This window comes from Streptomyces sp. Q6 (genome assembly GCF_036967205.1).
GTDB lineage: Bacteria > Actinomycetota > Actinomycetes > Streptomycetales > Streptomycetaceae > Streptomyces > Streptomyces citrinus.
Genome location: NZ_CP146022.1, coordinates 2,910,813 through 2,932,762 on the forward strand (window position 1 = coordinate 2,910,813; position 21,950 = coordinate 2,932,762).

The following is a 21,950-nucleotide window of genomic DNA, read 5'->3' on the forward strand; positions in this document are numbered from 1 at the left end:
TGCTCCCCCTCTCAGTACGTGGACGCGTGGGCGTACGGGTACACGTACACGCTGAAGCTGTGCGTCAACTGCCGTGCCGTCACAGTCGCTTGACCCCCTTGATGCGTCCGGCGCGGGCGGAGCGCGCCTTGACGGCCTTCATGCGCAGACCGCCGCGCTGGCTGCCGATGCGCAGCCCGGTGCCCGAGGAGAGCCAGCCGGAGGAGACGTCGGCGGCCTTGCCGGAGCCGCCGGTCTCGCCCAGCGGATCGTTCTCGGCGCGTCTGGCGAGGGCCATCACGCCGGGTACGACGAACGGCGCGAGCAGCAGGTCGTAGAGCGCGGCGGTGAACAGCAGGCTGCCGAGGCCGACGTGGCGGGCGGCGGTGTCGCCGACGAGCGCGCCGACGCCCGCGTACAGCAGGGTCGTGCCGACGGCGGCGCCGACGACCACGAGCATCGGTCCGGCGGCCGAGCGCAGCTGGCCGTTGTCGGGCTTGGCGAGGCCCGCGAGGTAGCCGATGACGCAGAGCACGAGGGCGTAGCGGCCGGCGGCGTGGTCGGCGGGCGGGGCGAGGTCGGCGAGGAGTCCCGCGCCGAAGCCGATGAGGGCGCCGCCCACGTGTCCGTACACGAGGGCCAGACCGAGGACGGTCAGCAGCAGCAGGTCCGGTACGGCGCCGGGGAGTTGGAGCCTCGCGAGGACGCACACCTGGATGACCAGGGCGACGACGACGAGGGTGGTGGAGAGCAGCATCCGGTTGAAGCGCATGGTTCTTGCTCCTCCTGACTACTGCTCGTAGCCGTTGTCGGCGGCGTTGCCCGCGGGCGCGGACGGGGTGACGGTGACCGTCACGGTGGGGGCCGGCTTGGGCTTGGCGGGTTTGGCCGGCAGGACCTCGTCGCGCGGGTCGCTGCGCGGGGCCTGGACGACGATGCCGACGATGTCGAGCTTGGTGAACCCGACGTACGGCTGGACGTAGACGGTACGGGTCAGGTCGCCGCCGGACGGGTCGACGCGGACGACCTTGCCGACCGGGACGCCGGGTACGAACGGCTTGTCGGCCTGCGAGCCGAACGTGACGAGCCGGTCGCCCTTCTTGACCTTCGCCTTGCCGTTGAGCAGCTGGACGCGGAGCGGGCGGTCGCCCTGCCCGGAGGCGAAGCCGAGTTCGTCGGTCTTCTCCATGCGGGTGCCGACGGTGAAGTCGGGGTCGTTGGCGAGCAGCACGGTGGCGGTGTCGGGGCCGACCGTGGTGACGCGGCCGACGAGTCCGTCGCCGTTCAGGACGGTCATGTCGCGCTTGACGCCGTCGTCGGCGCCCGCGTCGATGGTCACGGTCCAGGAGAAGCCCTGTGCGGACCCTATGGCGATGACCTGGGCCCCCTTGATGCCGTACTGTCCCGCGCCCGCCGTCTTCAGCATGGTGTCGAGCTGGCGGATCTTGCTGCGGTTGCGGTCGTCGCTGCCGAGCTTGGCCTTCAAGGCGGCGTTCTCGCGCTCCAGTTGGCCGATGCGGTCGTGCCGCTTGCCGGAGTCGCGGACGGCGCTTATGGCGTTGCCGATGGGGTCCACCGCGCCGGAGACGCCGTTCTCCACCGGGCCGAAGACCGTGGCGGCGGCCTGTCGGGCACCGTCGACCGGCGAGTCCTCGCCGCCGCGGATGTCCACCGTGATCAGTGCGAACGCGATGGCGATCAGCAGCACCAGGAGCAGCCGGCTCTCTCGTGTGTCCCTCACGTGCGGCGGCCGTGCCTTCCTCATCGAAATCTGGGGAACTGTTATGCCTTGCCTATATATCAACGATCCGCCGTACGAAGTGGCAGGCACTCGTACGGCGGACCGCCTATTCGGGTGTCCCCGTCCAGCTCATCTGCGCGGCGACGCGTCCAGCACCTGCTGGAGGGCCTCGAACTCCTCGACGCACTTGCCGGAGCCGAGCGCCACGGAGTCCAGCGGGTCCTCGGCGATGTGGATCGGCATGCCGGTCTCGCGGCGCAGCCGCTCGTCGAGGCCACGCAGCAGAGCGCCGCCACCCGTGAGAACGATGCCGCGGTCCATCACGTCACCCGACAGCTCGGGCGGGCACTTGTCGAGGGTCGTCTTGACCGCGTCCACGATCGCGTTGACCGGCTCCTCGATGGCCTTGCGCACCTCGGCGGCCGAGATGACGACGGTCTTGGGGAGTCCGGACACGAGGTCGCGGCCGCGGATCTCGGTGTGCTCGTCGGCGTCCATGTCGTACGCGGAGCCGATCGTGATCTTGATCTGCTCGGCCGTCCGCTCGCCGAGGAGGAGCGAGTACTCCTTCTTGATGTGCTGGATGATCGCGTTGTCCAGCTCGTCGCCGGCGACACGGATGGACTGTGCCGTGACGATTCCGCCGAGGGAGATGACGGCGACCTCGGTGGTGCCGCCGCCGATGTCCACCACCATGTTGCCCGTGGCCTCGTGGACGGGGAGGCCGGAGCCGATGGCCGCGGCCATGGGCTCCTCGATGATGTGCACCTGGCGGGCACCGGCCTGCGAAGAGGCCTCGATGACCGCGCGGCGCTCGACGCCGGTGATGCCGGAGGGCACGCAGACCACGACTCGGGGCCGGGCGAGGTAGCGCCGCTTGTGGATCTTCAGGATGAAGTAGCGGAGCATGCGCTCGGTGATCTCGAAGTCGGCGATCACACCGTCCTTGAGCGGACGGACCGCCACGATGTTGCCAGGGGTGCGCCCGATCATTTTCTTGGCTTCGGCGCCCACCGCGAGGATGCCACCGGTGTTGGTGTTGATCGCGACCACGGACGGCTCGTTGAGTACGATCCCGCGACCCCTGACGTACACCAGCGTGTTGGCGGTCCCGAGGTCGACAGCCATGTCACGGCCGATGAACGACATTGAGTTCCCCATCAGGATTCGTCTGGCCTTCCCAAGTGGAGCTTTTGATTGCTTATCAGGTAGGCGAGAGGTGGACGCGTGTGGCGTGGAGGCTTCCATCGTAGTCTCGCCTGCACAGTCACGGCGCGAGGGTCTTCGCCATTGTCAGCAGATGAATCCCCGCCCCGCTAATGGGGACGTGCCGACGGGGGGTCGCGTTCCCCCAATCGGGGCGCATATGCCAAAGAGCGGCCCGAAATTATCGGACCGCTCCAGGTCAGTGGCGCTCCGTGACTGACATGACGTCAGAAATCGAATTCCGCCGGTCTCACAGAGCGGACAGGTGTTACGCGAGACCGGGGAAGAAGATCTTCAGCTCGCGCTCGGCGGACTCCTCGGAGTCCGAGGCGTGGATCAGGTTCTCGCGGACGATGACGCCGAAGTCGCCACGGATGGAGCCCGGGGCCGCGGCGATCGGGTCGGTCGGACCCGCCAGCTGGCGGACGCCCTCGATGACGCGCTCACCCTCCACGACCAGGGCGACGACCGGACCGGACGACATGAAGGCGACCAGCGGCTCGTAGAACGGCTTGCCCTGGTGCTCGCCGTAGTGCTGCTCCAGCGTCTCCTGGCTCAGGCTGCGCAGTTCGAGCGCGCTGATCGTCCAGCCGGCCTTGCGCTCGATACGGCCGATGATCTCGCCGATCAGGCCACGGCGGACCGCGTCGGGCTTGAGCAGGACGAGCGTGCGCTGGGTCATGTTGGCTGGACTCCTTGTACGGCCTGGATGTGCGGTGAGGCCCGAGATTACAGGGAGTCATGGCACGCCCGGCACCGGGGTTTCCCCGAGCCCTAGGCCGCCTGCTCCGCCCAGCGGGCCTTCGCCTCGTCGATCTTGCGGCCGAAGTGGATCGACGCCCACCACAGGCCCGCGAAGCACGCGCCGAGGAAGAACATCATCGGAACGACGAAACCGCTGAGGATCAGGGCGATCTGGAGCGCCCAGCCCAGCTGGACGCCGCCGGGGCGGGTCACCATGCCGCACAGCAGCACGCTGAGGAACATCGCGACGCCGCACACCGTCCACACCACACCGGACGACAGATCGGGGTCCTTCATCGCCACCAGCCCGGCGAAGCCGATGATGAAGAACTCACCGATCAGGGTCGAGGAACACAACGTACGCACAGCGGATCAGCCCTTCCCCAGCAACAGCCTGGCCTCGCCGACCGTGATCACGGACCCGGTGACGAACACTCCCCCGCCCGCGTACTCGCCCTCTTCCTCGGCGAGCGTGATCGCGGCCTCCAGCGCGTCGTCGAGCCGCGGCTCGACCTGGACGCGGTCGTCGCCGAACACCTCCACCGCGATGGCCGCGAGCTCGTCGGCGTCCATGGCGCGGTGGCTGGAGTTCTGCGTGACGACGACCTCGGCGAAGAGCGGCTCGAACGCTTCGAGCAGCCCTCGCACGTTCTTGTCGCCGCTGGCGCCGACGACGCCGATGAGCCGGCTGAAGTCGAAGACCTCGCTGATCGCCTCGGCGGTGACGCGGGCGCCCGCCGGGTTGTGCGCGGCGTCGAGCACGATGGTCGGCGAGCGGCGGACCACTTCGAGGCGGCCCGGCGAGGTCGCCGTGGTGAACGCCTTGCGGACCGTGTCGATGTCGAGCGGCTCCACGCGCTCCGCGCCGACGCCGAAGAACGCCTCGACGGCGGCGAGCGCCACCGCCGCGTTGTGCGCCTGGTGGGCGCCGTGCAGCGGCAGGTAGATCTCCTCGTACTCGCCGCCGAGTCCGCGCAGCGTCATGAGCTGGCCGCCGACGGCGACCTGGCGCGAGACGACGCCGAACTCCAGGCCCTCGCGGGCCACCGTCGCGTTCGCCCCGACGGCCTTCTTGAGGATCACCTGCGCCGCGTCCACCGGCTGCTGAGCCATGATCACGGTGGCGTCCTGCTTGATGATCCCGGACTTCTCGCCGGCGATCTCGCCGGGCGTGGAGCCGAGCCGGTCGGTGTGGTCCAGATCGATGGGGGTGATGACCGCGACCGATCCGTCGATCACGTTCGTCGCGTCCCAGCTGCCGCCCATGCCGACCTCGACGACCGCGACGTCCACGGGGGCGTCGGCGAAGGCCGCGTACGCCATGCCGGTGAGCACCTCGAAGAAGGAGAGCCGGTACTCCTGCTGGGAGTCGACCATCTCGACGTAGGGCTTGATGTCCTCGTACGTCTCGATGAAGCGCTCGTACCCGATGGGCTCCCCGTCGAGGCTGATGCGCTCGGTGACGGACTGGACGTGCGGCGACGTGTACCGGCCGGTGCGCAGCTCGAAGGCGCCGAGGAGTGCCTCGATCATGCGGGCCGTGGACGTCTTGCCGTTCGTCCCCGTGATGTGGATCGAGGGGTACGCCTTCTGCGGCTCGCCCAGGACGTCCATCAGCGCCGCGATGCGGGCGACGGACGGCTCCAGCTTCGTCTCGCCCCAGCGGGTGGCCAGGTCGGCCTCCACCGCGCGCAGCGCCTTCTCCACCTCGGGGTCCTGCGGGCGGGCCGGGATGCCGTCGCCCTGCGGCGCGCCGCCCTGCGTACGCAGGGTGCGGCTGCCCGCCTCGATCACCGCGAGGTCGGGATCGCGGTCGGTCTCGGCGCCCACGATCTCCTCGAAGGCGTCGGAGGAATCGGGAAGGCCGGCGGTCTCGTCGTCGCTGCTGTCGCGCGGGGGGAGGTCACTCACGTACGCCAGTCTACGGAGCCGCGCCGACAGCGGCGCGGACGCCACCGGTCGAGCGGGTTCGGGACTTTGGACCTGTCCGATTCGGGACCTTGGTCCCGCCGCATCACAGCGGGACCCTGCAAACTTGGCGATCATGGACATAGGCATCGATCTCGGCACCGCCAACACCCTTCTCTACGTACGCGGGCAGGGCATCGTGCTCAACGAGCCGTCGGTCGTCGCCGTCAGGGAGGGCGGACGTGGCGGCGTGCTCGCCGTCGGCACCGAGGCGAAGGAGACCATCGGGCGCACCCCGGGGTCGATCACCGCGATCCGGCCGCTGCGCGACGGCGTGATCAGCGACTACGAGGCGGCCGAGGAGATGATCCGGCACTTCGTGCGGAAGGTGGTGCCGGGGCGGCGTCCCCGTACGCGGATGGTGGTGTGCGTGCCGAGCGGCATCACCCCCGTCGAGCGGCGGGCCATCGTGCACGCGGCGCAGCGGGCGGGCGCGAAGGCCGTGCATTTGATCGAGGAGCCGATGGCGGCGGCGATCGGGGCGGGGCTCCCGGTCGCGGAGCCGCGCGGTTCGATGGTCGTCGACATCGGCGGCGGCACGAGCGAGGTGGCCGTCATCTCGCTGGGCGGCGTCGTCACGTCGCAGTCGCTGCGGGTGGGCGGCGACCGGCTGGACGAGGCGATCACCGATTACGTGCGCAAGGAGCACGGGCTGCTCATCGGGGAGCGCACGGCCGAGCACGTCAAGATCGCGATCGGCTCGGCGTGGCCGGTGCCGGGCGAAGAGGCGTTCGAGATGCGGGCGTTCACCGTGCGCGGCCGCGAGAAGGTCGCCGGGCTGCCGAAGACGGTCGAGCTGACGGTGCGCGAGGTGCGCTCGGCGCTCGACGAGCCGGTGGAGTCGATCATCGCGGCGGTGCGGACGACGCTGGAGGAGTGTCCGCCGGAGCTGTCCGGTGACGTGATGGAGCACGGGATCGTGCTGACCGGCGGCGGCGCGCTGCTCCCGGGCCTCGACCTGCGGATCGCGTCCGCGACCGGGATCCCGGTGTTCGTGGCCGACGATCCGCTGGACAGTGTCGCGCTGGGGTGCGGGAAGTGCGTGGACGACTTCGACGGTCTGGAGCGGATGCTGAGCGCCGCGTAGGGCGGGCGCGCTCAGGGGGCCGTGCGCGCGGGGAGTTCCGCCCGGACCTCGTACCGGCCCGACCGCTCCCCCGCGTCGAACGTGCCGCCCATCGCGTGGACCCGCTCCGCCATGCCCGCCGTGCCGGTGCCCGCCGAGACCGGGGCGGTGGCGGGCAGCGTGGTCGGGACGGGGTTGGTGACCGTCACGCGCAGGCGTTCGGGGGTCAGGGCGACCGTCACGTCCACCGGGAGGCCCGGCGCGTGCTTGGCCGCGTTCGTGAGGCACTCCTGCACGACGCGGTAGACCGCGGCCTGGCGCAGCGGCGACTGGCGGTACGCGGCGGCGTCGATGTCGATCCTCACCTCGTTGCCCGCGGTACGGCTCTCCCGGGCCAGGCGCGGCAGGGCTTCGAGACCGGGGGTGGGCGCGCCGCCGCCGCTCGCGCGGCGCACGACGATCTCGTTCAGGAGCAGGTGCGCGCGCCGCGCCGTCTCCGACAGCTCGTCGAAGTCCCGCTCCCAGGGTTCGCCGCGGGCCCGTCGCGACAGCACCTCCGCGCGCACCGCGAGCAGCGTCAGCTCGCGCCCCACGAAGTCGTGCACGTCGCCCGCGACACTGCTGCGCTCCCCCTGCACGGCCTGGAGCAGCGCGGTCTCGGCCCGCTGCCGCTCCAGGGCGAGGACGAGATCGCGCCGGTTCGCGGCGATGCCGACCCCGGTCGCGAGCACCCCGACGGGCACGACGAGCGCCAGGAACTGACTCACCGTCTCGCCGCGGTGCGCGGGCCAGTTCGGCAGCGCGTACGAGACACAGGCCACGGCCAGATAGCCGCCGCAGGCCAGGATGCCCGCGGCCCTGCCCCGGTAGCGGCCGACCGAGTACAGCGCGAACTGGATCAGCGTCAGCTCGTGCAGCCAGACGAGGAAGACCAGCGCGACGCCGTACGGGAGCCAGGGCCCCCACGGCACGCGGCGGCGCGGAAGCAGCGTCGCGGCGCCGAGCGCGAGGGCGACCGTGGCGGTCGTGCCGGTCAGCGCGTTGTCGGCGCGGGCCAGGCCGGGGATGTCCAGGCTCATCAGCGCGAAGCAGCCGCCGGCGGTGAGCAGGTCGACCGCGTGCGGGGTGCCCCGCCAGCGCTCCAGGCGCGGCCACAGGCCGTCCGGACGACGCCCCGCGGCAGCCGCCCGGCGCATCGTGGAGGTGGCGGCCCGGTCGTGCATGAGCCCCATCATCCAAGGTCCTGGCCGGTGCCGCAGCGCCGCCGCCGGGCCCCCGCGCGCCCGGCGCCGTCAACGGGGCACCCCTCCCGGCCAGTTCGCGGGGCGCGTCCATCCGCCGTAAACCGCCCCTGCGCTGCGGCGCGGTGACCGCCCGGCTCCGACGGCCGGGGGTCCAATCGGACCATGTGGTACGCACATCAACCCGCCCGCAGGACACGGCAGATCATCGGGGACGGCGCGGCCCTCCTGTGGACCGCCGGGTGGGCGACGACCGCGGTCGTCGCCCACCGCCTCCTCACGCTCGCGGCCCCGCACCCCCGGCCCCGGATCCCGCTGCTCGGTCCCCGGATGAACGGCACCCTGCACGACGTCGCCCGAGCCGGCGACCGGCTCACGGATGCCGCCCCGCGGGCGCGGGCCCCGCGCAGCTGCTCGCGCTGGTCGCCGCCGTCGCCCTGTTCGCCGTACCCGTGGGGCTGCTGTTCGTGCTGTGGCTGCCGCGCCGGCTGCGCTGGGTGCGGCAGGCCGCCGCCGCCCGGGACCTCGCGGCCACCGAGGACGGCCGCGAGCTGCTCGCCCTGCGTGCCCTGCTCCGCCCCTCGACGAGGTCGGGCGCACCGCCGACGCGCTCCCCGACAGCACCCCCGGCAGCCTCGCCGAGGGCTGGCGCGAGGGCGACCCGGCGACCCTGGACGCGCTGGCCGAGGCGGAACTCGTACGGCTCGGGCTCCGCGCGGCATGACGCGGGGCCGGTCCGGGGAGCGGGCGCTGCCCATGCTGCTGGTCGCGGTGACGCCGTCGCAGCAGCGGTTGGTCATCGACCACCTCCGCGACGCCCGGTTCACGTACCACCTGGTCGACACCGGCCGGGAGGCCCTCCAGGACCTGTACCGGTACCGGCCGGACATGCTGCTGCTGGGGGCGCGGCTGCGCGAGCCCGACGTGTGGGAGGTGCTGCGGCACGTCAGGAACATGACCGACGACCTGCACGTCATGCTGCTCGACCACCGGTACCGCGAGTCGGTCGCCCTGCGCGCCCTGGACGAGGGCGCCGACGACTACCTGTGGAACGACCTCCCGGTGTCGTACATCCGGGCCGTGGGGATCGCCCGCCTGCGCCGCGCCCGCCCCGCCGACCCCGACGCCCAGCTGATCGAGGACGGCTGCCTCAGCCTCGACATCGTCACGCACGAGGCCTCGGTCGCCGGAGTGTTCCTGCCGCTGACCCCGCTGGAGTTCGACGTGCTGCGGATCCTGGCCCGCAACCCCGGTCAGGTGCTCAGCCCCCTCCAGCTCCTGGAGCGGGCCTGGAAGAACCCGGCCGAGGGCGACCCCGCCAAGGTCCGCTACGTCGTCCTGCGGCTGCGCCGCGTCTTCCAGGAGGCCACCGGGCGGCCCGCGCCCATCGAGACGGTCCGCGGCGTCGGCTACCGCTACCGGATCCCGCGGCAGTGACCTAGGACCCGGGACCAACGACCCGAAACGCTCCTGGACTCGCCCCTGCCACATTCGTGCAACCTTGAACCAACACGGCTGCCACGTCACCGGCCCACCGTCGACAGGTCGTACGAATTCCTCGTACGGCGCGTACTCGACTGGGCGAAGGGGCGGCTCGGCCATGGCACTGGTCGCGGTGATCCCCGCGCACGACGAGCAGGACCGCATCGGCATCGCGCTCGCGGGCTTGCGACAGCAGACCGTGCGCCCCGACCGGATCGTGGTCGTCGCCGACAACTGCACGGACGCGACGGAGGAGTTGGCGCGCTCCGCCGGCGCCGAGGTGTTCGTGACCGACGGCAACCGGCACAAGAAGGCCGGCGCCCTCAACCAGGCCCTCGCGACCCTGCTGCCCTCCCTCGCCGACGACGACGCGGTCCTCGTCACCGATGCCGACTGCGCGCTCGACCCCGAGTTCCTCGCGGTCGCCCTGGACCATGTCGCTCTCGGCTACGGCGGCGTCGGCGGGGTCTTCCGCGGCGACGAGGGCGGCGGCTTCGTCGGCCATCTCCAGCGCAACGAGTTCGCCCGCTACGCCCGCGACGTGGCCCGTCTGAAGGGCCGGTGCCTGGTCCTGACCGGCACGGCCGCCGTCTTCCCGGTCCGCGTCCTGCGCGAGATATCCACCGCCCGGCTCGCCGGGACCCTGCCCGCGGGCGACGGCGCGGGCGGCGTCTACGACACCACGGTCCTCACCGAGGACAACGAACTCACCTTCGCCATCAAGCACCTGGGCCACGACGTCGTCTCGCCGGCCGCCTGCACCCTGGTCACCGAGGTGATGCCGACCTGGCGCGACCTGTGGCGCCAGCGGCTGCGCTGGAAGCGCGGCGCCGTCGAGAACTGCTTCCAGTACGGCCTGACCCGCGTCACCTGGCGCTACTGGGGCCGCCAGCTCCTGACGTTCCTCGGCGTGCTGGTGACCTTCGTCTACCTCTCCACCCTCGCGTGGGCGCTCGGTACCGGCGGCCTGCACCTGCAGCCGTTCTGGCTGGCGATCACCGGCGTCTTCGTCGTCGAACGCGTCGTGACGGTACGGCTGCGCGGCTGGCGGCAGATGCTCGCCGCGGCCTCGATGTACGAGCTGGTCCTCGACTTCTTCCTCCAGGCCTGCCACGGCAAGGCGTACGCGGACGCGCTGCTGCGCCGCAGGAAGACCTGGTGACCGCGCCCCTCCCCCGGCGCCCCTCTCCCCCGATCCCCTTCCCTGATCCCTTCCCCGATTCCCTTCCCCCGCAAAGGATCTGCCCTCATGTACGACAACGTCTCCTCCGCCGCCGCCGCGGGCACCGTCGCGTCGGGCGGCACCCTGGCCGCGACCGGCGCCCAGGTCATGTGGCTGTTCCTCGCCGCGTTCGCGCTGATCGCGGTCGGCACGGCGATAGCCCGCATCGTCCCGCGCGGCCGGAAGTAGCCCGCGCACGCGAAGGCCCCCAGAACCGTGCGGTTCCGGGGGCCTTCGTCCTGCGTCACGCCTGCGGCAGTCGCTCCAGCTGCGCCTGGATGCGGGCGATGTCCTCGTCCGCCTTCGCCAGCCGCGCCCGGATGCCCTCGACGACCTTCTCGGGGGCCTTGCCCAGGAACTTCTCGTTGCCCAGCTTGCCCTCGGCCTGCGCCTTGTCCTTCTCGGCGGCGGCGAGGTCCTTGGCGAGGCGCTTGCGCTCCGCGGCCACGTCGATCGCGCCGGACAGGTCGAGCGCCACCTCGGCGCCGGCCACCGGCAGGGTGGCGGTGGCGGCGAAGCCCTCGCCCTCCTCCTGCAACTTCAGGAGCTGCCGGATCGCCGGCTCGTGCGCGGCGAGCGCCGTGCCGTCCAGGGTGAGGCGGGCCGGGACGCGCTGGCCCGGCTTCAGACCCTGCTCGCCCTTGAAGCGTCGGACCTCGGTGACGACCTGCTGGAGCGTCGCGATCTCCTTCTCGGCCGCCTCGTCGCGGAAGCCGCTGTCGCTCGGCCAGTCGGCGACGACCAGGGACTCACCGCCGGTCAGCGTCGTCCACAGCGTCTCCGTGACGAACGGGACGACCGGGTGCAGCAGCCGCAGCGTGACGTCGAGGACCTCGCCGAGCACGCGGCCCGACACCTTGGCCGGCTCGCCGCCCGCCATGAACGTCGTCTTCGACAGCTCGACGTACCAGTCGAAGACCTCGTCCCACGCGAAGTGGTAGAGGGAGTCGCTGAGCTTGGCGAACTGGTAGTCGTCGTAGAAGGCGTCGACCTCGGCGACCGTCTTGTTGAGCCGCGACAGGATCCAGCGGTCCGTCGCCGTCATCTCGGACGGCTCGGGCAGCGGGCCCTCGATCGTCGCGCCGTTCATCAGCGCGAAGCGGGTCGCGTTCCAGATCTTGTTGGCGAAGTTGCGGGACGCCTGGACCCAGTCCTCGCCGATCGGCACGTCCGCGCCCGGGTTGGCGCCGCGGGCGAGCGTGAACCGGACGGCGTCCGAGCCGTACGCGTCCATCCAGTCGATCGGGTCGACCGCGTTCGGGTTCGACTTCGACATCTTCTTGCCGAACTCGTCGCGCACCAGGCCGGTCAGGGCGACCGTCTTGAACGGGATCTGCCCGTCCATCGAGTAGAGCCCGAACATCATCATCCGGACGACCCAGAAGAAGATGATGTCGTGCCCGGTCAGGAGCACGGACGTCGGATAGAACTTCGCGAGGTCCTCGGTCTGCTCCGGCCAGCCCAGCGTGGAGAACGGCCACAGGCCGGACGAGAACCAGGTGTCGAGGACGTCCTCGTCCTGGGTCCAGCCCTCGGCCTCGGTGCCCGGCGGCTGCTCGTCGGGACCGACGCAGACGACCTCGCCGTTCGGCCCGTACCAGACGGGGATGCGGTGGCCCCACCACAACTGCCGCGAGATGCACCAGTCGTTGAGGTTGTCGACCCAGTCGAAGTAGCGCTTCTCCATGTCCTTCGGGTGCAGGGCGACGCGCCCGTCACGGACCGCGTCACCGGCGGCCGCGGCGAGCGTCTCGACCTTGACCCACCACTGCAGCGACAGGCGCGGCTCGATCGTGGTCTTGCAGCGCGAGCAGTGGCCGACGCTGTGCACGTACGGGCGCTTCTCGGCGACGATGCGGCCCTGCTCGCGCAGCGCGGCGACGATCGCGGAACGCGCCTCGAACCGGTCGAGCCCCTCGAACGGACCGGGCACGGTGATGACCGCCCGCTCGTCCATGATCGTCAGGGTCTCCAGGTCGTGCCGCTGACCGATCGCGAAGTCGTTCGGGTCGTGGGCCGGCGTCACCTTGACGGCACCGGTGCCGAACTCCGGATCGACGTGCGTGTCGGCGACGACGGGGATCGTCCGGTCGGTCAGCGGCAGCTTGATCCGCTTGCCGATGAGGTGCGCGTACCGCTCGTCGTCCGGGTGGACGGCGACGGCCGTGTCACCGAGCATCGTCTCGACGCGGGTCGTGGCGACGACCACGGTCTCGTCGCCCTCGCCGTACTTCAGCGAGACGAGCTCGCCGTCGTCGTCCTGGTAGTCGACCTCGATGTCCGAGATGGCCGTCAGACAGCGCGGGCACCAGTTGATGATGCGCTCGGCGCGGTAGATCAGCCCGTCCTCGAACAGGTCCTTGAAGATCTTCTGGACGGCGCGGGACAGGCCCTCGTCCATCGTGAACCGCTCGCGCGACCAGTCGAGACCGGCGCCGAGACGCTTCAGCTGGCCGAGGATCCGGCCGCCGTACTCGTTCTTCCACTGCCAGGTCTTCTCGACGAAGGCCTCACGGCCGACGTCGTGCCGCGACTTGCCCTCCTCGGCGAGCTGCTGCTCCACCTTGTTCTGCGTCGCGATACCGGCGTGGTCCATGCCCGGCAGCCAGAGCGTCTCGTACCCCTGCATGCGCTTGCGGCGCGTGAGGGCGTCCATGAGCGTGACCTGGTACGCGTGGCCCAGGTGGAGCGCGCCCGTGACGTTCGGCGGCGGGATGACGATCGTGTACGGCTCCTTCTCGCTCTTCGCGTCAGCGGTGAAGTAGCCCCGGTCCACCCAGCGCGCATACAGCGCCCCCTCTACCTCGGCCGGCGCGTACTGGGTCGGCAGTTCGGAGGTGGGCACTGGAGTCTGCTGCTGAGAGTTCTCGGTCACGGACTCAGTTTAGAGGGGTCACAAGCTCGTACTGAAACCGAATCCGATGGACGGAACCGCACGCCCGTACGCAAGGATGTCGGGAGCAGATAAACAGCGGGAGGGAACCCCAGTAATGAGCTACAACCAGCCGGGCCCGTACGGAGGCCAGCAGCCGCAGCAGCCCGGACCGTACGGCCAGCAGCCGCAGCAAGGTCCGTACGGCCAGCAGCCCCAGGCCCCGCAGCCCGGCTACGGGTACCCGCAGCAGGCTCCGCAGGGCGTTCCGCCGCAGCAGCCGGGCGGCTACAGCCAGCCCCAGCAGCCCGGCCCGTACGGCCAGCAGCAGGCCCCGTACGGCCAGTACCCGGCGGCTCCTCCGGCGGGTGGCGGCAAGAAGAAGACCGGCATCATCATCGCGGCGGTCGCCGTGGTGGCGGCGCTGGGCGTGGGCGCGTACTTCGTGTTCGGCGGGGGCGGGGGCGCCTCGGTCGCCGACGACGGGGCCCACAAGCTGACGGCCCCCTCGACGGTCCTCACGGAGTACAAGAAGGACGAGAGCTCGTCGTCGGACGGCTTCACCGACGAGGACATGAAGGACGCCGAGAAGGACGGCCTGAAGAACGGCAAGCCCGTCAACGGCGCCTACTCGGTCAAGGACACCTCGAACCCGCTGGCCGGCAAGGTCCTTCAGTTCCAGGGCGCCTACGGCGAGATCGACGACCCGGAGAAGCTCGTCGACGGCATGTTCGAGAAGGGTGCCCTGGAGATCGCGAAGGGCAGCAGCGGCGACGACGACACCAAGGCGACGCTCGTCGGCGACCCGACCGACTACAGCACGGACGACTTCATCCTGAAGTGCCAGGAAATGAAGATGGAGAACACCGGCGCCTCGGCCGGCAGTTCCACGACGCCCAAGGAGATGCACATGCCGGTGTGCATCTGGGGCGACCACAGCACGGTCTCGATGGTCATCTCGGCCGAGATCGCGGACATGATGGCCGGCAAGGTGCCCGACCTGAAGTCGGCGTCGGACATCGCCGCCAAGCTCCGCAAGGAGATCCGCGTCCCGGCATGACCGCCACGCAGACGTGACGAGGGCCCCGGTCGGATGTCCGACCGGGGCCCCTCTCGTGTGTCAGCTACGGCGACAGCGCAGCGGCTACGCCGACTTCTGCTCGCCGCCGCCCGTGCCGCGCGCATCCCGCGGAATCAGCGTCGGGTTCACGTTCGAGTGAACGGCCTCCGCTGTGATGACGACGCGGGCGACGTCCTTGCGGGACGGGACCTCGTACATCACCGACTGGAGGACTTCCTCCATGATGGCGCGCAGGCCGCGGGCGCCGGTGCGGCGCAGGATCGCCTGGTCGGCGATGGCCTCCAGGGCCTCGCGCTCGAAGTCCAGCTCCACGCCGTCGAGTTCGAAGAGGCGCTGGTACTGCTTCACCAGGGCGTTGCGCGGCTCGACGAGGATCTGGAGGAGGGCTTCGCGGTCCAGGTTGTGGACCGAGGTGATGACGGGGAGACGGCCGATGAACTCCGGGATCATCCCGAACTTCACCAGGTCCTCCGGCATGACCTCCTGGAACTGGTCCTTCTCCTCCAGCTCGCGCTTGGAGTGGATCGTCGCGCCGAAGCCGATGCCCTTGGCGCCGGACCGCGACTCGATGATCTTCTCCAGACCGGCGAAGGCTCCGCCCACGATGAACAGCACGTTCGTCGTGTCGATCTGGATGAACTCCTGGTGCGGGTGCTTGCGTCCGCCCTGCGGCGGGACGGAGGCGGTGGTGCCCTCGAGGATCTTCAGGAGGGCCTGCTGGACACCCTCGCCGCTGACATCGCGGGTGATCGACGGGTTCTCGGACTTCCGAGCCACCTTGTCGATCTCGTCGATGTAGATGATCCCGGTCTCGGCCTTCTTGACGTCGTAGTCGGCCGCCTGGATCAGCTTCAGGAGGATGTTCTCGACGTCCTCGCCGACGTAGCCCGCCTCGGTGAGCGCCGTCGCGTCCGCGATCGCGAACGGGACGTTCAGCATCCGGGCGAGCGTCTGGGCGAGCAGCGTCTTGCCCGAGCCCGTGGGGCCGAGCAGCAGGATGTTGGACTTCGCGAGTTCGATCGCGTCCTCGCGGCTCGCCGCTCCGCCGTTCTCGCCGGCCTGGACGCGCTTGTAGTGGTTGTAGACCGCCACGGAGAGCGCCTTCTTGGCGGCCTCCTGGCCCACGACGTAACCCTCGAGGAATTCATAGATCTCGCGCGGCTTCGGGAGTTCCTCCCACCGCACTTCGCTCGTCTCGGCGAGCTCTTCCTCGATGATCTCGTTGCAGAGGTCGATGCACTCGTCGCAGATGTATACACCGGGACCTGCGATGAGCTTCTTGACCTGCTTCTGGCTCTTGCCACAGAACGAGCACTTGAGCAGATCGCCGCCGTCACCGATGCGTGCCACGAGGTGCTTCCCCTTCGCCTGGGAGACGCCACGTTCAGCGGCTCCTGGTGCCTGTATCCGACGGTACCTTGCCGGGCCCCCCGTTCGGGCCCCCCTTGGCACGGTTCACTTTGACGTGAACCGCGCCATGGGGATGGCAGACGATACAGCCCGTGCTTACGCGATCGCCTCGTTGTTCATCTTGCGGGTCGAGATGATCTGGTCGACCAGGCCGTACGCGAGCGCGTCCTCGGCCGTCAGGATCTTGTCACGCTCGATGTCGTCACGGATCTTCTCGATCGGCGTCGTCGAGTGCTTGGCCAGCATCTCTTCCAGCTGCGTACGCATCCGGATGATCTCGTTGGCCGCGATCTCCAGGTCGGAGAGCTGCTCACGACCGGTGCCGCCGGAGGGCTGGTGGATCAGCACGCGGGCGTTCGGCAGGGCCATGCGCTTGCCCGGCGTACCGGCGGCGAGCAGGACGGCGGCCGCGGAGGACGCCTGGCCCATGCAGACCGTCTGGATGTCCGGCTTCACGAACTGCATCGTGTCGTAGATGGCCGTGAGGGCCGTGAACGAGCCACCGGGGCTGTTGATGTAGATGGAGATGTCGCGGTCCGGGTCCATCGACTCCAGGCACAGCAGCTGCGCCATGACGTCGTTGGCGGACGCGTCGTCGATCTGCACGCCGAGGAAGATCACGCGCTCCTCGAAGAGCTTCGCGTACGGGTCGTACTCACGCACGCCCTGCGAGGTGCGCTCGACGAAGCGCGGGATCACGTAGCGGTTGTCGACCTGCGGGCCCTGGTACAGGCCGCTGCCGGGGAGGTTGTTCATGGTCGGTGTTCCGTCCTGGTGAGGGTGGGCTGGGTGGCTGTGCCGGGGGGTGATCGTGACGATCAGGCCCCGGTACCGCCGCCGCCCGGAACGCCCGTAGCGGCAGTGATGATCTCGTCGATGAGGCCGTATTCCTTGGCTTCCTCGGCCGTGTACCAACGGTCGCGGTCACCGTCACGGATGATCGTCTCGATGGTCTGGCCGGAGTGCTCGGCCGTGATCCTCGCCATGCGCTGCTTCGTACGGAGCAGGTACTCGGCCTGGATCTTGACGTCGGAGGCGGTACCGCCGATGCCGGCGGAGCCCTGGTGCATCAGGATGTCGGTGTTCGGGAGCGCGAAGCGCTTGCCCGCGGAGCCGCCGGTCAGCAGGAACTGGCCCATCGAGGCGGCCATGCCCATGCCGATGGTGACGACGTCGTTCGGGATGTACTGCATGGTGTCGTAGATCGCCATGCCGGCCGTCACCGAGCCACCGGGGCTGTTGATGTAGAGGAAGATGTCCTTGTCCGGGTCGGCGGCCAGGAGCAGCATCTGCGCGGTGATCTTGTTGGCGATGTCGTCGTCGACCTGCTGGCCGAGGAAGATGATCCGCTCGCCGAGCAGCCGGTTGTAGACATGGTCGCCGAGGCCACCGCCGATGGACGGCTCTCCGGCGGCGGAAGGCATCTGAATCGTCACGTATCCACCTGCTCGTCTCTGACGGCTACGCGCCGTCTCGCGTCTCTAACTGAGGCCGGGGCCCTCGCTCGGGGACTCCCCTGCCCTCGTATTCATGGACCCTAACGCGCGGGTCCCTCAGGAGAATCCCGCAGAAGGAACTGTTCGCTGTGAGCGCAGGGTGCGCGGCACGGGGCGCGCACAGCGGCGCGAGCGGCCAGGACGGCGCGAAGGCCCCCGGGACCGGGGTCCCGGGGGCCTTCGCGAGGCGCTACGGAGATCAGGCCTCCGTCGACTCCTCGGTCTCCGCGGACTTCTCCGCCTGCTCCTCAGCGGCAGGGGTCTCGTCCTCGTCGTCCTCGAGGTCGACGATCTCGCCGTTGGTGTCCTTGACGGTGGCGGCCTCGACGACCACGGCAAGGGCCTTGCCGCGGGCGACCTCGCCGACCAGCATCGGGACCTGGCCGCCCTCGACGACCGCCTGGGCGAACTGGTCGGGGGACATGCCGGAGGAAGCGGCGCGACGCATGAGGTGCTCGGTGAGCTCCTCCTGGTTCACGTTCAGCTTCTCCTTGTTGACGAGCTCGTCGAGGACGAACTGCGTCTTGATGCCCTTGACGGCCTGCTCGCGCGTCTCGGCGTCGAACTCCTCGACCGTCTTGCCCTGGATCTCGAGGTACTTCTCGATGTCCAGGCCCATCTGGCCGAGCTGGTGGTGCTCCAGGTTGTGCTTGCGGGTCTGGACCTCGTCCTCGAGCAGCTTCTCGGGAACGGGGACCTCGACCAGCTCGAGCAGCTTCTCCAGGACGCGCTCCTGGGCCTGCGTGGCCTGGTCGTACTGCTTCATGTTCTCGAGGCGCTTGCGGCTGTCGGCCTTCAGCTCGTCGAGGGTGTCGAACTCGGAGGCGAGCTGGGCGAACTCGTCGTCCAGGGCCGGGAGTTCACGGGCGGCGACCTGGGTGACCTTGACGGTGACCTCGGCCTCCTTGCCCTCGGCCGAGCCGCCCTTCAGCTCGGAGGTGAAGGTGGCCTCGCCACCGGCCTCCAGGCCCTTCACGGCCTCGTCGATGCCGTCGAGGAGCTCACCGGAGCCGATGGTGTAGGAGACGCCGGACGCGACGCCGTCCTCCAGGACCTCGCCCTCGACCTTGGCCTCCAGGTCGATCGTCACGACGTCGCCGTCCTCGGCGGCACGCTCGACGGGGGAGGTCGAGGCGAAGCGGTCGCGCAGCTGCTCGACCGACTTCTCGACGTCCTCGTCGCTGACCTCGACGGCGTCCACCTCGACCTCGATGCCGGAGTAGTCCGGGATCTCGATGGCCGGGCGGATGTCGACCTCGGCGGTGAAGTTCAGCGTCTCGCCGTCCTTCAGCTCCGTGATGTCGACCTCGGGCTGGCCGAGGACGTTGAGCTCCGCCTCGTTGACGGCCTCGGTGTAGAACTTCGGAAGCGCGTCGTTGACGGCCTCTTCCAGCACCGCACCGCGGCCGAAGCGCTGGTCGATGACGCGGGCCGGGATCTTGCCCTTGCGGAAGCCCTTCACCGTGACCTGCTGGTTGATCTTCTTGTACGCCGCGTCGAGGCTGTCCTTGAGCTCCTCGAAGGGCACCTCGATGCTGAGCCGAACCCGGGTCGGGTTCAGGGTCTCCACGGCGCTCTTCACGGTTCGGTCTCCTTGGGGGCTGACTTCTTGGGTTCTGCCCGGCAGAGAGACACACGGGCATGCAGCTTGCATAGTAACGGCACGCCGCAGCACACCCACAATGCGATCTTGGTTCCCGGTTCGGTGAAGAGGCCCGGAGGCGGTCGGCGGCTGCTCGCCGCGACGACAACGCTGGTCGGGGTGGCGGGATTTGAACCCACGGCCTTCCGCTCCCAAAGCGGACGCGCTACCAAGCTGCGCCACACCCCGTCGGTGCGACACGTAGGGTACATGCCCGCAGGCGGTGCGGCCCCCGCATTGCGGGGCCCTCGACGGGGCGCGGCAATGGGGTGTGCGAAGCGGCCCCGGGACCGGCTACGATGCCTGCGTGCCGTGGTCCCCGAGCTGCGGCGCGGTACGTGCGGGCGTAGCTCAATGGTAGAGCCCTAGTCTTCCAAACTAGCTACGCGGGTTCGATTCCCGTCGCCCGCTCCATAGAGCTCAGGGCCAGGTCAGAGGAAGTTTCCTCGATCTGGCCCTGAGTGTTTTCCGGGGCGGACGGCGATGCCGTCAGTGCTGGTCCGTGAGGACGGCGTGGGGGTCGATGCTGCGGCCGACCAGAGCGTGGGCGGTGTCCAGGAGACGCCCGCCGTTGTGGCGGCTGTAGACGCGCAGGGCGGCGAGGGCGTCGGCGAGCGGCAGGTCGCCGTACTCGGCCAGCATGCCCTGGGCGATCTCCACCGTGGACTTGGCCGCGAGGGCGGCCTCGACCTGGCGCAGGACGTCGGTGGGCCGCGCGGACTCGGGGCTCCACTGGTACAGGGCGATGGCCCCGACGTCCGCGAGGGCCTGCGCCACCCGGAGCTCGGCGGGCGAGCGGCCGCCGGGCCGGGCGCAGAGCAGGTTGATCGCGCCGATCGTCTGGTGGTTGACGCGCAGCGGCAGGGCGTGGGTCGCGCGGAAGCCGGACCGCACGGCGAGCGGTGCCATCCGGGGCCAGCGCCCCTCGCTGGACGTGAGGTCGGGGACGTCGACGGCGGTGTCGCTGCGGTAGCAGTCGAGGCAGGGGCCCTCGCCGGCCTGGAGCTCGAACAGCTCGTGCAGGCCCGTGCCCTCGTCGGTGACGGCGACGGTGCGCAGGGTGCCGCGGAGGGTGGCCACCATCACCCCGGCCGCGTCCGCGCCACTGAACTCCAGGACCCGGCCGACCAGCCGGTCGAGGAGGACCACGGGATCGACGTCTCTGGCGAGGCTGTCGGCAAGCTCGACGAATGCCTCGGCGAGCTGCTCATCGCGGTCCATGCCTGTCACCGTCTCTCGTCCTGAGTGCTGCGCGTGCTCCATACGTCCGGTCACTGTTCCTGATCGTCCTCGGGGCGAAAGCGCAGCGAACGTGCCACGACGTCGCGCGCCACTTCCGTCACGCTGCGGCCCTGGGCGAAGGCCCGCGCCCGCAGTCTGTCCAGCGCCTGCTCCGCACTGCCGGAGAGCTGGATCATCACCATGCCCACAGCCTGGTGGACTTCCGCATGATCGGCTTCGGCCGCCTCCACCCATGACGCTACGCCCTCGTCGCCCTCACCCCAGGGGATGCCGTTCCGGGTCGGCAGCTTGAGGACGGCGAAGGTGATCGCGTCCCGCAGCAGCAGCGCGGCGTGCGTGTCCCGCTCGGACAGCGGTCCGGCGTTCCTGCTGTACAGGTCGAGGGTGCCGATCGTGAGGCCGCCGGCGCCGAGCGGCAGCGAGAAGACGGCCCGCACGCCGAGGTCCACGGCCTGGTGGGCGAAGACCGGCCAGCGCCGGGCGTCCGGGCCGCCGGCCAGGTCGTCGGCCAGCACCGGCGCGGCCAGGATCGACGCGATCCGGCACGGCCCGTCGCCGAGGGTGTACTGGGCCTCCGCCAGGCGTGCCGCGATGTCGTCGCTGGCGTACCACAGGGCGTGGGTCATCCCGCCCGTGGACAGGGAGACGGAGGCGCCGCTCACGGGCAGCAGCTCGGTGCAGGCCCGGCACAGGGCCGCGGGTGCCTCCTCGGCGCTCACCGCCTGCTGGGTCACCGCCCTCAGCGCGTCCGCGAGGTGGCGGATGCGCGCCTCTTCGGGCCCTCCGTCCGGGGACTGCTCGGCCTGCATCGCTGCCACCTCCCGCCGGTCCCGCGCCGCCGTTCCACATGATCCACGGTCGTCCCGCGCACGGCGCACGGCGCCGCGTCCGCGGCGCCGGAACACGTCCCGGGGTGGCGAGAACGTCTCGCTCCGCCGGATCGGGTGAAGTCGGCAGAAGTCGCGAGAACCGGTGGGCAAACTACCGACGCGCCACGAAGCGGCCTCTTCTCCGATCGAGTTGACCGGGATCGTGGTCGGTGTCGACATCGAGGACTGGATACGCGGCGCTCCCGGGCTTCCCGCGCTCTGCTCACGGATGGCCGCGGCGGTCAGGGAAGCGGTGACATCCGGTCCGGCGTCGTGACGGACCGCGGGCATGGTCGGCCGGGCCGGGGGCTTTCCGCTGTCCCCCCGGCCTCGGATCTCAGAATTTGATCGCGCTGATGCTGTCCGCGACAGAGTTGAGGAAGTTGTTGATCGCGGGCGCCATTCCGGTCGAGGCCAGGAAGAAGCCGAAGAGCACCGCCACTATGGCGGGCCCCGCCTTGATCGATCCGCCGCGCATCAGCACCACGAGGACGATCGCCAACAACAGCACCACTGACAGCGAAATGGCCACACTGATCACACCCTAGGTCGGTCCGCTCTCCCGGCCCGGGGGGCACAGCCCCGCACACCCCCCGCCAGAACCATCGTGCCACCAACACGGCCTCCGTATGCGGTCGGTGACGCATCGTCGGCCACGCGTGCGCGAGGGCGCGAGGCCCGCGCACCCT

At 70.2% G+C, this 21,950-nt stretch carries 21 protein-coding genes and 2 tRNA genes; 7 read left to right on the plus strand and 16 right to left on the minus strand.

The genetic code is table 11. The features are described from left to right. Positions 1 to 79 precede the first annotated feature (79 nt). From mreD to folC, 6 genes are all read right to left on the minus strand, one after another. On the minus strand, positions 80 to 751 hold the full coding sequence (gene mreD, locus V2W30_RS13560; RefSeq protein WP_338696438.1) for a rod shape-determining protein MreD: 672 nt from the start codon (positions 749 to 751) through the stop codon (positions 80 to 82). 18 nt (positions 752 to 769) lie between these two features. Then, on the minus strand, positions 770 to 1,720 hold the full coding sequence (mreC, locus tag V2W30_RS13565; protein WP_338696440.1) for a rod shape-determining protein MreC: 951 nt from the start codon (positions 1,718 to 1,720) through the stop codon (positions 770 to 772). 129 nt (positions 1,721 to 1,849) lie between these two features. After that, the gene (locus V2W30_RS13570) at positions 1,850 to 2,869 is read right to left on the minus strand and encodes a rod shape-determining protein (RefSeq protein WP_160505014.1); all 1,020 of its coding nucleotides are present in this window, start codon (positions 2,867 to 2,869) and stop codon (positions 1,850 to 1,852) included. A 325-nt stretch (positions 2,870 to 3,194) separates the two neighbouring features. Further along, positions 3,195 to 3,608 carry a nucleoside-diphosphate kinase gene (ndk, locus tag V2W30_RS13575; protein WP_338696446.1) on the minus strand — a complete coding sequence of 138 codons (414 nt, stop codon included), beginning with the start codon at positions 3,606 to 3,608 and terminating at the stop codon, positions 3,195 to 3,197. A 92-nt stretch (positions 3,609 to 3,700) separates the two neighbouring features. After that, a complete protein-coding gene (locus V2W30_RS13580) occupies positions 3,701 to 4,036 on the minus strand; it encodes a DUF4233 domain-containing protein (RefSeq protein WP_338696448.1) in 336 nt (111 codons plus the stop codon). Between the two features lie 6 nt (positions 4,037 to 4,042). Then, positions 4,043 to 5,581, minus strand: coding sequence for a bifunctional tetrahydrofolate synthase/dihydrofolate synthase (gene folC, locus V2W30_RS13585; RefSeq protein WP_338696450.1), 1,539 nt, complete (start codon positions 5,579 to 5,581; stop codon positions 4,043 to 4,045). Between the two features lie 133 nt (positions 5,582 to 5,714). Between folC and V2W30_RS13590 the strand changes: the two genes are divergently transcribed. After that, positions 5,715 to 6,725, plus strand: coding sequence for a rod shape-determining protein (locus tag V2W30_RS13590; protein WP_338703596.1), 1,011 nt, complete (start codon positions 5,715 to 5,717; stop codon positions 6,723 to 6,725). An 11-nt stretch (positions 6,726 to 6,736) separates the two neighbouring features. Here the strand turns inward: V2W30_RS13590 and V2W30_RS13595 are convergent, their stop codons facing one another. Then, the gene (locus V2W30_RS13595; protein WP_338696452.1) at positions 6,737 to 7,927 is read right to left on the minus strand and encodes a sensor histidine kinase; all 1,191 of its coding nucleotides are present in this window, start codon (positions 7,925 to 7,927) and stop codon (positions 6,737 to 6,739) included. A gap of 490 nt (positions 7,928 to 8,417) precedes the next feature. Here V2W30_RS13595 and V2W30_RS13600 point away from each other — a divergent pair, with 490 nt between their 5' ends. From V2W30_RS13600 to V2W30_RS13615, 4 genes are all read left to right on the plus strand, one after another. Then, positions 8,418 to 8,669, plus strand: coding sequence for a hypothetical protein (locus tag V2W30_RS13600; protein WP_338696454.1), 252 nt, complete (start codon positions 8,418 to 8,420; stop codon positions 8,667 to 8,669). After that, complete coding sequence (locus V2W30_RS13605) at positions 8,666 to 9,382, plus strand: response regulator transcription factor (protein WP_338696456.1); 717 nt, start codon at positions 8,666 to 8,668, stop codon at positions 9,380 to 9,382. Before V2W30_RS13600 ends, V2W30_RS13605 begins: the two co-directional genes overlap by 4 nt. A 163-nt stretch (positions 9,383 to 9,545) precedes the next feature. Then, on the plus strand, positions 9,546 to 10,589 hold the full coding sequence (locus V2W30_RS13610; protein WP_338696458.1) for a glycosyltransferase family 2 protein: 1,044 nt from the start codon (positions 9,546 to 9,548) through the stop codon (positions 10,587 to 10,589). Between the two features lie 87 nt (positions 10,590 to 10,676). Then, entirely contained in the window at positions 10,677 to 10,838 is a 162-nt protein-coding gene (locus V2W30_RS13615) for a hypothetical protein (protein ID WP_338696459.1), read from the plus strand. Between the two features lie 55 nt (positions 10,839 to 10,893). Here the strand turns inward: V2W30_RS13615 and V2W30_RS13620 are convergent, their stop codons facing one another. Further along, positions 10,894 to 13,524 (minus strand): valine--tRNA ligase, encoded by a 2,631-nt coding sequence (locus V2W30_RS13620; protein ID WP_338696460.1) that lies wholly within the window; start codon positions 13,522 to 13,524, stop codon positions 10,894 to 10,896. A 115-nt stretch (positions 13,525 to 13,639) separates the two neighbouring features. On the opposite strand from V2W30_RS13620, the gene V2W30_RS13625 reads away from it, so the two are divergent. Next, entirely contained in the window at positions 13,640 to 14,581 is a 942-nt protein-coding gene (locus V2W30_RS13625) for a hypothetical protein (RefSeq protein ID WP_338696462.1), read from the plus strand. Between the two features lie 84 nt (positions 14,582 to 14,665). Here V2W30_RS13625 and clpX read toward each other — a convergent pair whose 3' ends face one another. From clpX to V2W30_RS13650, 5 genes are all read right to left on the minus strand, one after another. Then, complete coding sequence (gene clpX, locus V2W30_RS13630; RefSeq protein WP_338696463.1) at positions 14,666 to 15,952, minus strand: ATP-dependent Clp protease ATP-binding subunit ClpX; 1,287 nt, start codon at positions 15,950 to 15,952, stop codon at positions 14,666 to 14,668. 156 nt (positions 15,953 to 16,108) lie between these two features. Then, on the minus strand, positions 16,109 to 16,768 hold the full coding sequence (locus tag V2W30_RS13635) for an ATP-dependent Clp protease proteolytic subunit (protein ID WP_338696464.1): 660 nt from the start codon (positions 16,766 to 16,768) through the stop codon (positions 16,109 to 16,111). A gap of 62 nt (positions 16,769 to 16,830) precedes the next feature. Beyond that, positions 16,831 to 17,436 (minus strand): ATP-dependent Clp protease proteolytic subunit, encoded by a 606-nt coding sequence (locus V2W30_RS13640; RefSeq protein WP_338703597.1) that lies wholly within the window; start codon positions 17,434 to 17,436, stop codon positions 16,831 to 16,833. A 271-nt stretch (positions 17,437 to 17,707) separates the two neighbouring features. Beyond that, entirely contained in the window at positions 17,708 to 19,090 is a 1,383-nt protein-coding gene (gene tig, locus V2W30_RS13645; RefSeq protein WP_338696466.1) for a trigger factor, read from the minus strand. A gap of 172 nt (positions 19,091 to 19,262) precedes the next feature. Continuing rightward, positions 19,263 to 19,339: transfer RNA gene (locus tag V2W30_RS13650), tRNA-Pro, on the minus strand. Between the two features lie 151 nt (positions 19,340 to 19,490). Here V2W30_RS13650 and V2W30_RS13655 point away from each other — a divergent pair. After that, positions 19,491 to 19,564 (plus strand) — tRNA-Gly (locus tag V2W30_RS13655). Between the two features lie 75 nt (positions 19,565 to 19,639). Here V2W30_RS13655 and V2W30_RS13660 read toward each other — a convergent pair. From V2W30_RS13660 to V2W30_RS13670, 3 genes are all read right to left on the minus strand, one after another. Then, complete coding sequence (locus V2W30_RS13660; protein ID WP_338696468.1) at positions 19,640 to 20,371, minus strand: GAF domain-containing protein; 732 nt, start codon at positions 20,369 to 20,371, stop codon at positions 19,640 to 19,642. 50 nt (positions 20,372 to 20,421) lie between these two features. Beyond that, on the minus strand, positions 20,422 to 21,201 hold the full coding sequence (locus V2W30_RS13665; protein ID WP_338696470.1) for a GAF and ANTAR domain-containing protein: 780 nt from the start codon (positions 21,199 to 21,201) through the stop codon (positions 20,422 to 20,424). A 397-nt stretch (positions 21,202 to 21,598) separates the two neighbouring features. Then, positions 21,599 to 21,793, minus strand: coding sequence for a hypothetical protein (locus V2W30_RS13670; protein WP_306323068.1), 195 nt, complete (start codon positions 21,791 to 21,793; stop codon positions 21,599 to 21,601). Positions 21,794 to 21,950 lie beyond the last annotated feature (157 nt).

Coding starts and splice junctions, on each gene's coding strand:
- mreD (WP_338696438.1), bottom strand. CDS start 751: ATGCGCTTCAACCGGATGCTGCTCTCCACCACCCTCGTCGTCGTCGCC.
- V2W30_RS13570 (WP_160505014.1), bottom strand. CDS start 2,869: ATGTCGTTCATCGGCCGTGACATGGCTGTCGACCTCGGGACCGCCAAC.
- ndk (WP_338696446.1), bottom strand. CDS start 3,608: ATGACCCAGCGCACGCTCGTCCTGCTCAAGCCCGACGCGGTCCGCCGT.
- V2W30_RS13590 (WP_338703596.1), top strand. CDS start 5,715: ATGGACATAGGCATCGATCTCGGCACCGCCAACACCCTTCTCTACGTA.
- V2W30_RS13595 (WP_338696452.1), bottom strand. CDS start 7,927: ATGCACGACCGGGCCGCCACCTCCACGATGCGCCGGGCGGCTGCCGCG.
- V2W30_RS13605 (WP_338696456.1), top strand. CDS start 8,666: ATGACGCGGGGCCGGTCCGGGGAGCGGGCGCTGCCCATGCTGCTGGTC.
- V2W30_RS13610 (WP_338696458.1), top strand. CDS start 9,546: ATGGCACTGGTCGCGGTGATCCCCGCGCACGACGAGCAGGACCGCATC.
- V2W30_RS13615 (WP_338696459.1), top strand. CDS start 10,677: ATGTACGACAACGTCTCCTCCGCCGCCGCCGCGGGCACCGTCGCGTCG.
- V2W30_RS13625 (WP_338696462.1), top strand. CDS start 13,640: ATGAGCTACAACCAGCCGGGCCCGTACGGAGGCCAGCAGCCGCAGCAG.
- V2W30_RS13635 (WP_338696464.1), bottom strand. CDS start 16,768: ATGAACAACCTCCCCGGCAGCGGCCTGTACCAGGGCCCGCAGGTCGAC.
- V2W30_RS13640 (WP_338703597.1), bottom strand. CDS start 17,436: ATGCCTTCCGCCGCCGGAGAGCCGTCCATCGGCGGTGGCCTCGGCGAC.
- V2W30_RS13660 (WP_338696468.1), bottom strand. CDS start 20,371: ATGGACCGCGATGAGCAGCTCGCCGAGGCATTCGTCGAGCTTGCCGAC.
- V2W30_RS13665 (WP_338696470.1), bottom strand. CDS start 21,201: ATGCAGGCCGAGCAGTCCCCGGACGGAGGGCCCGAAGAGGCGCGCATC.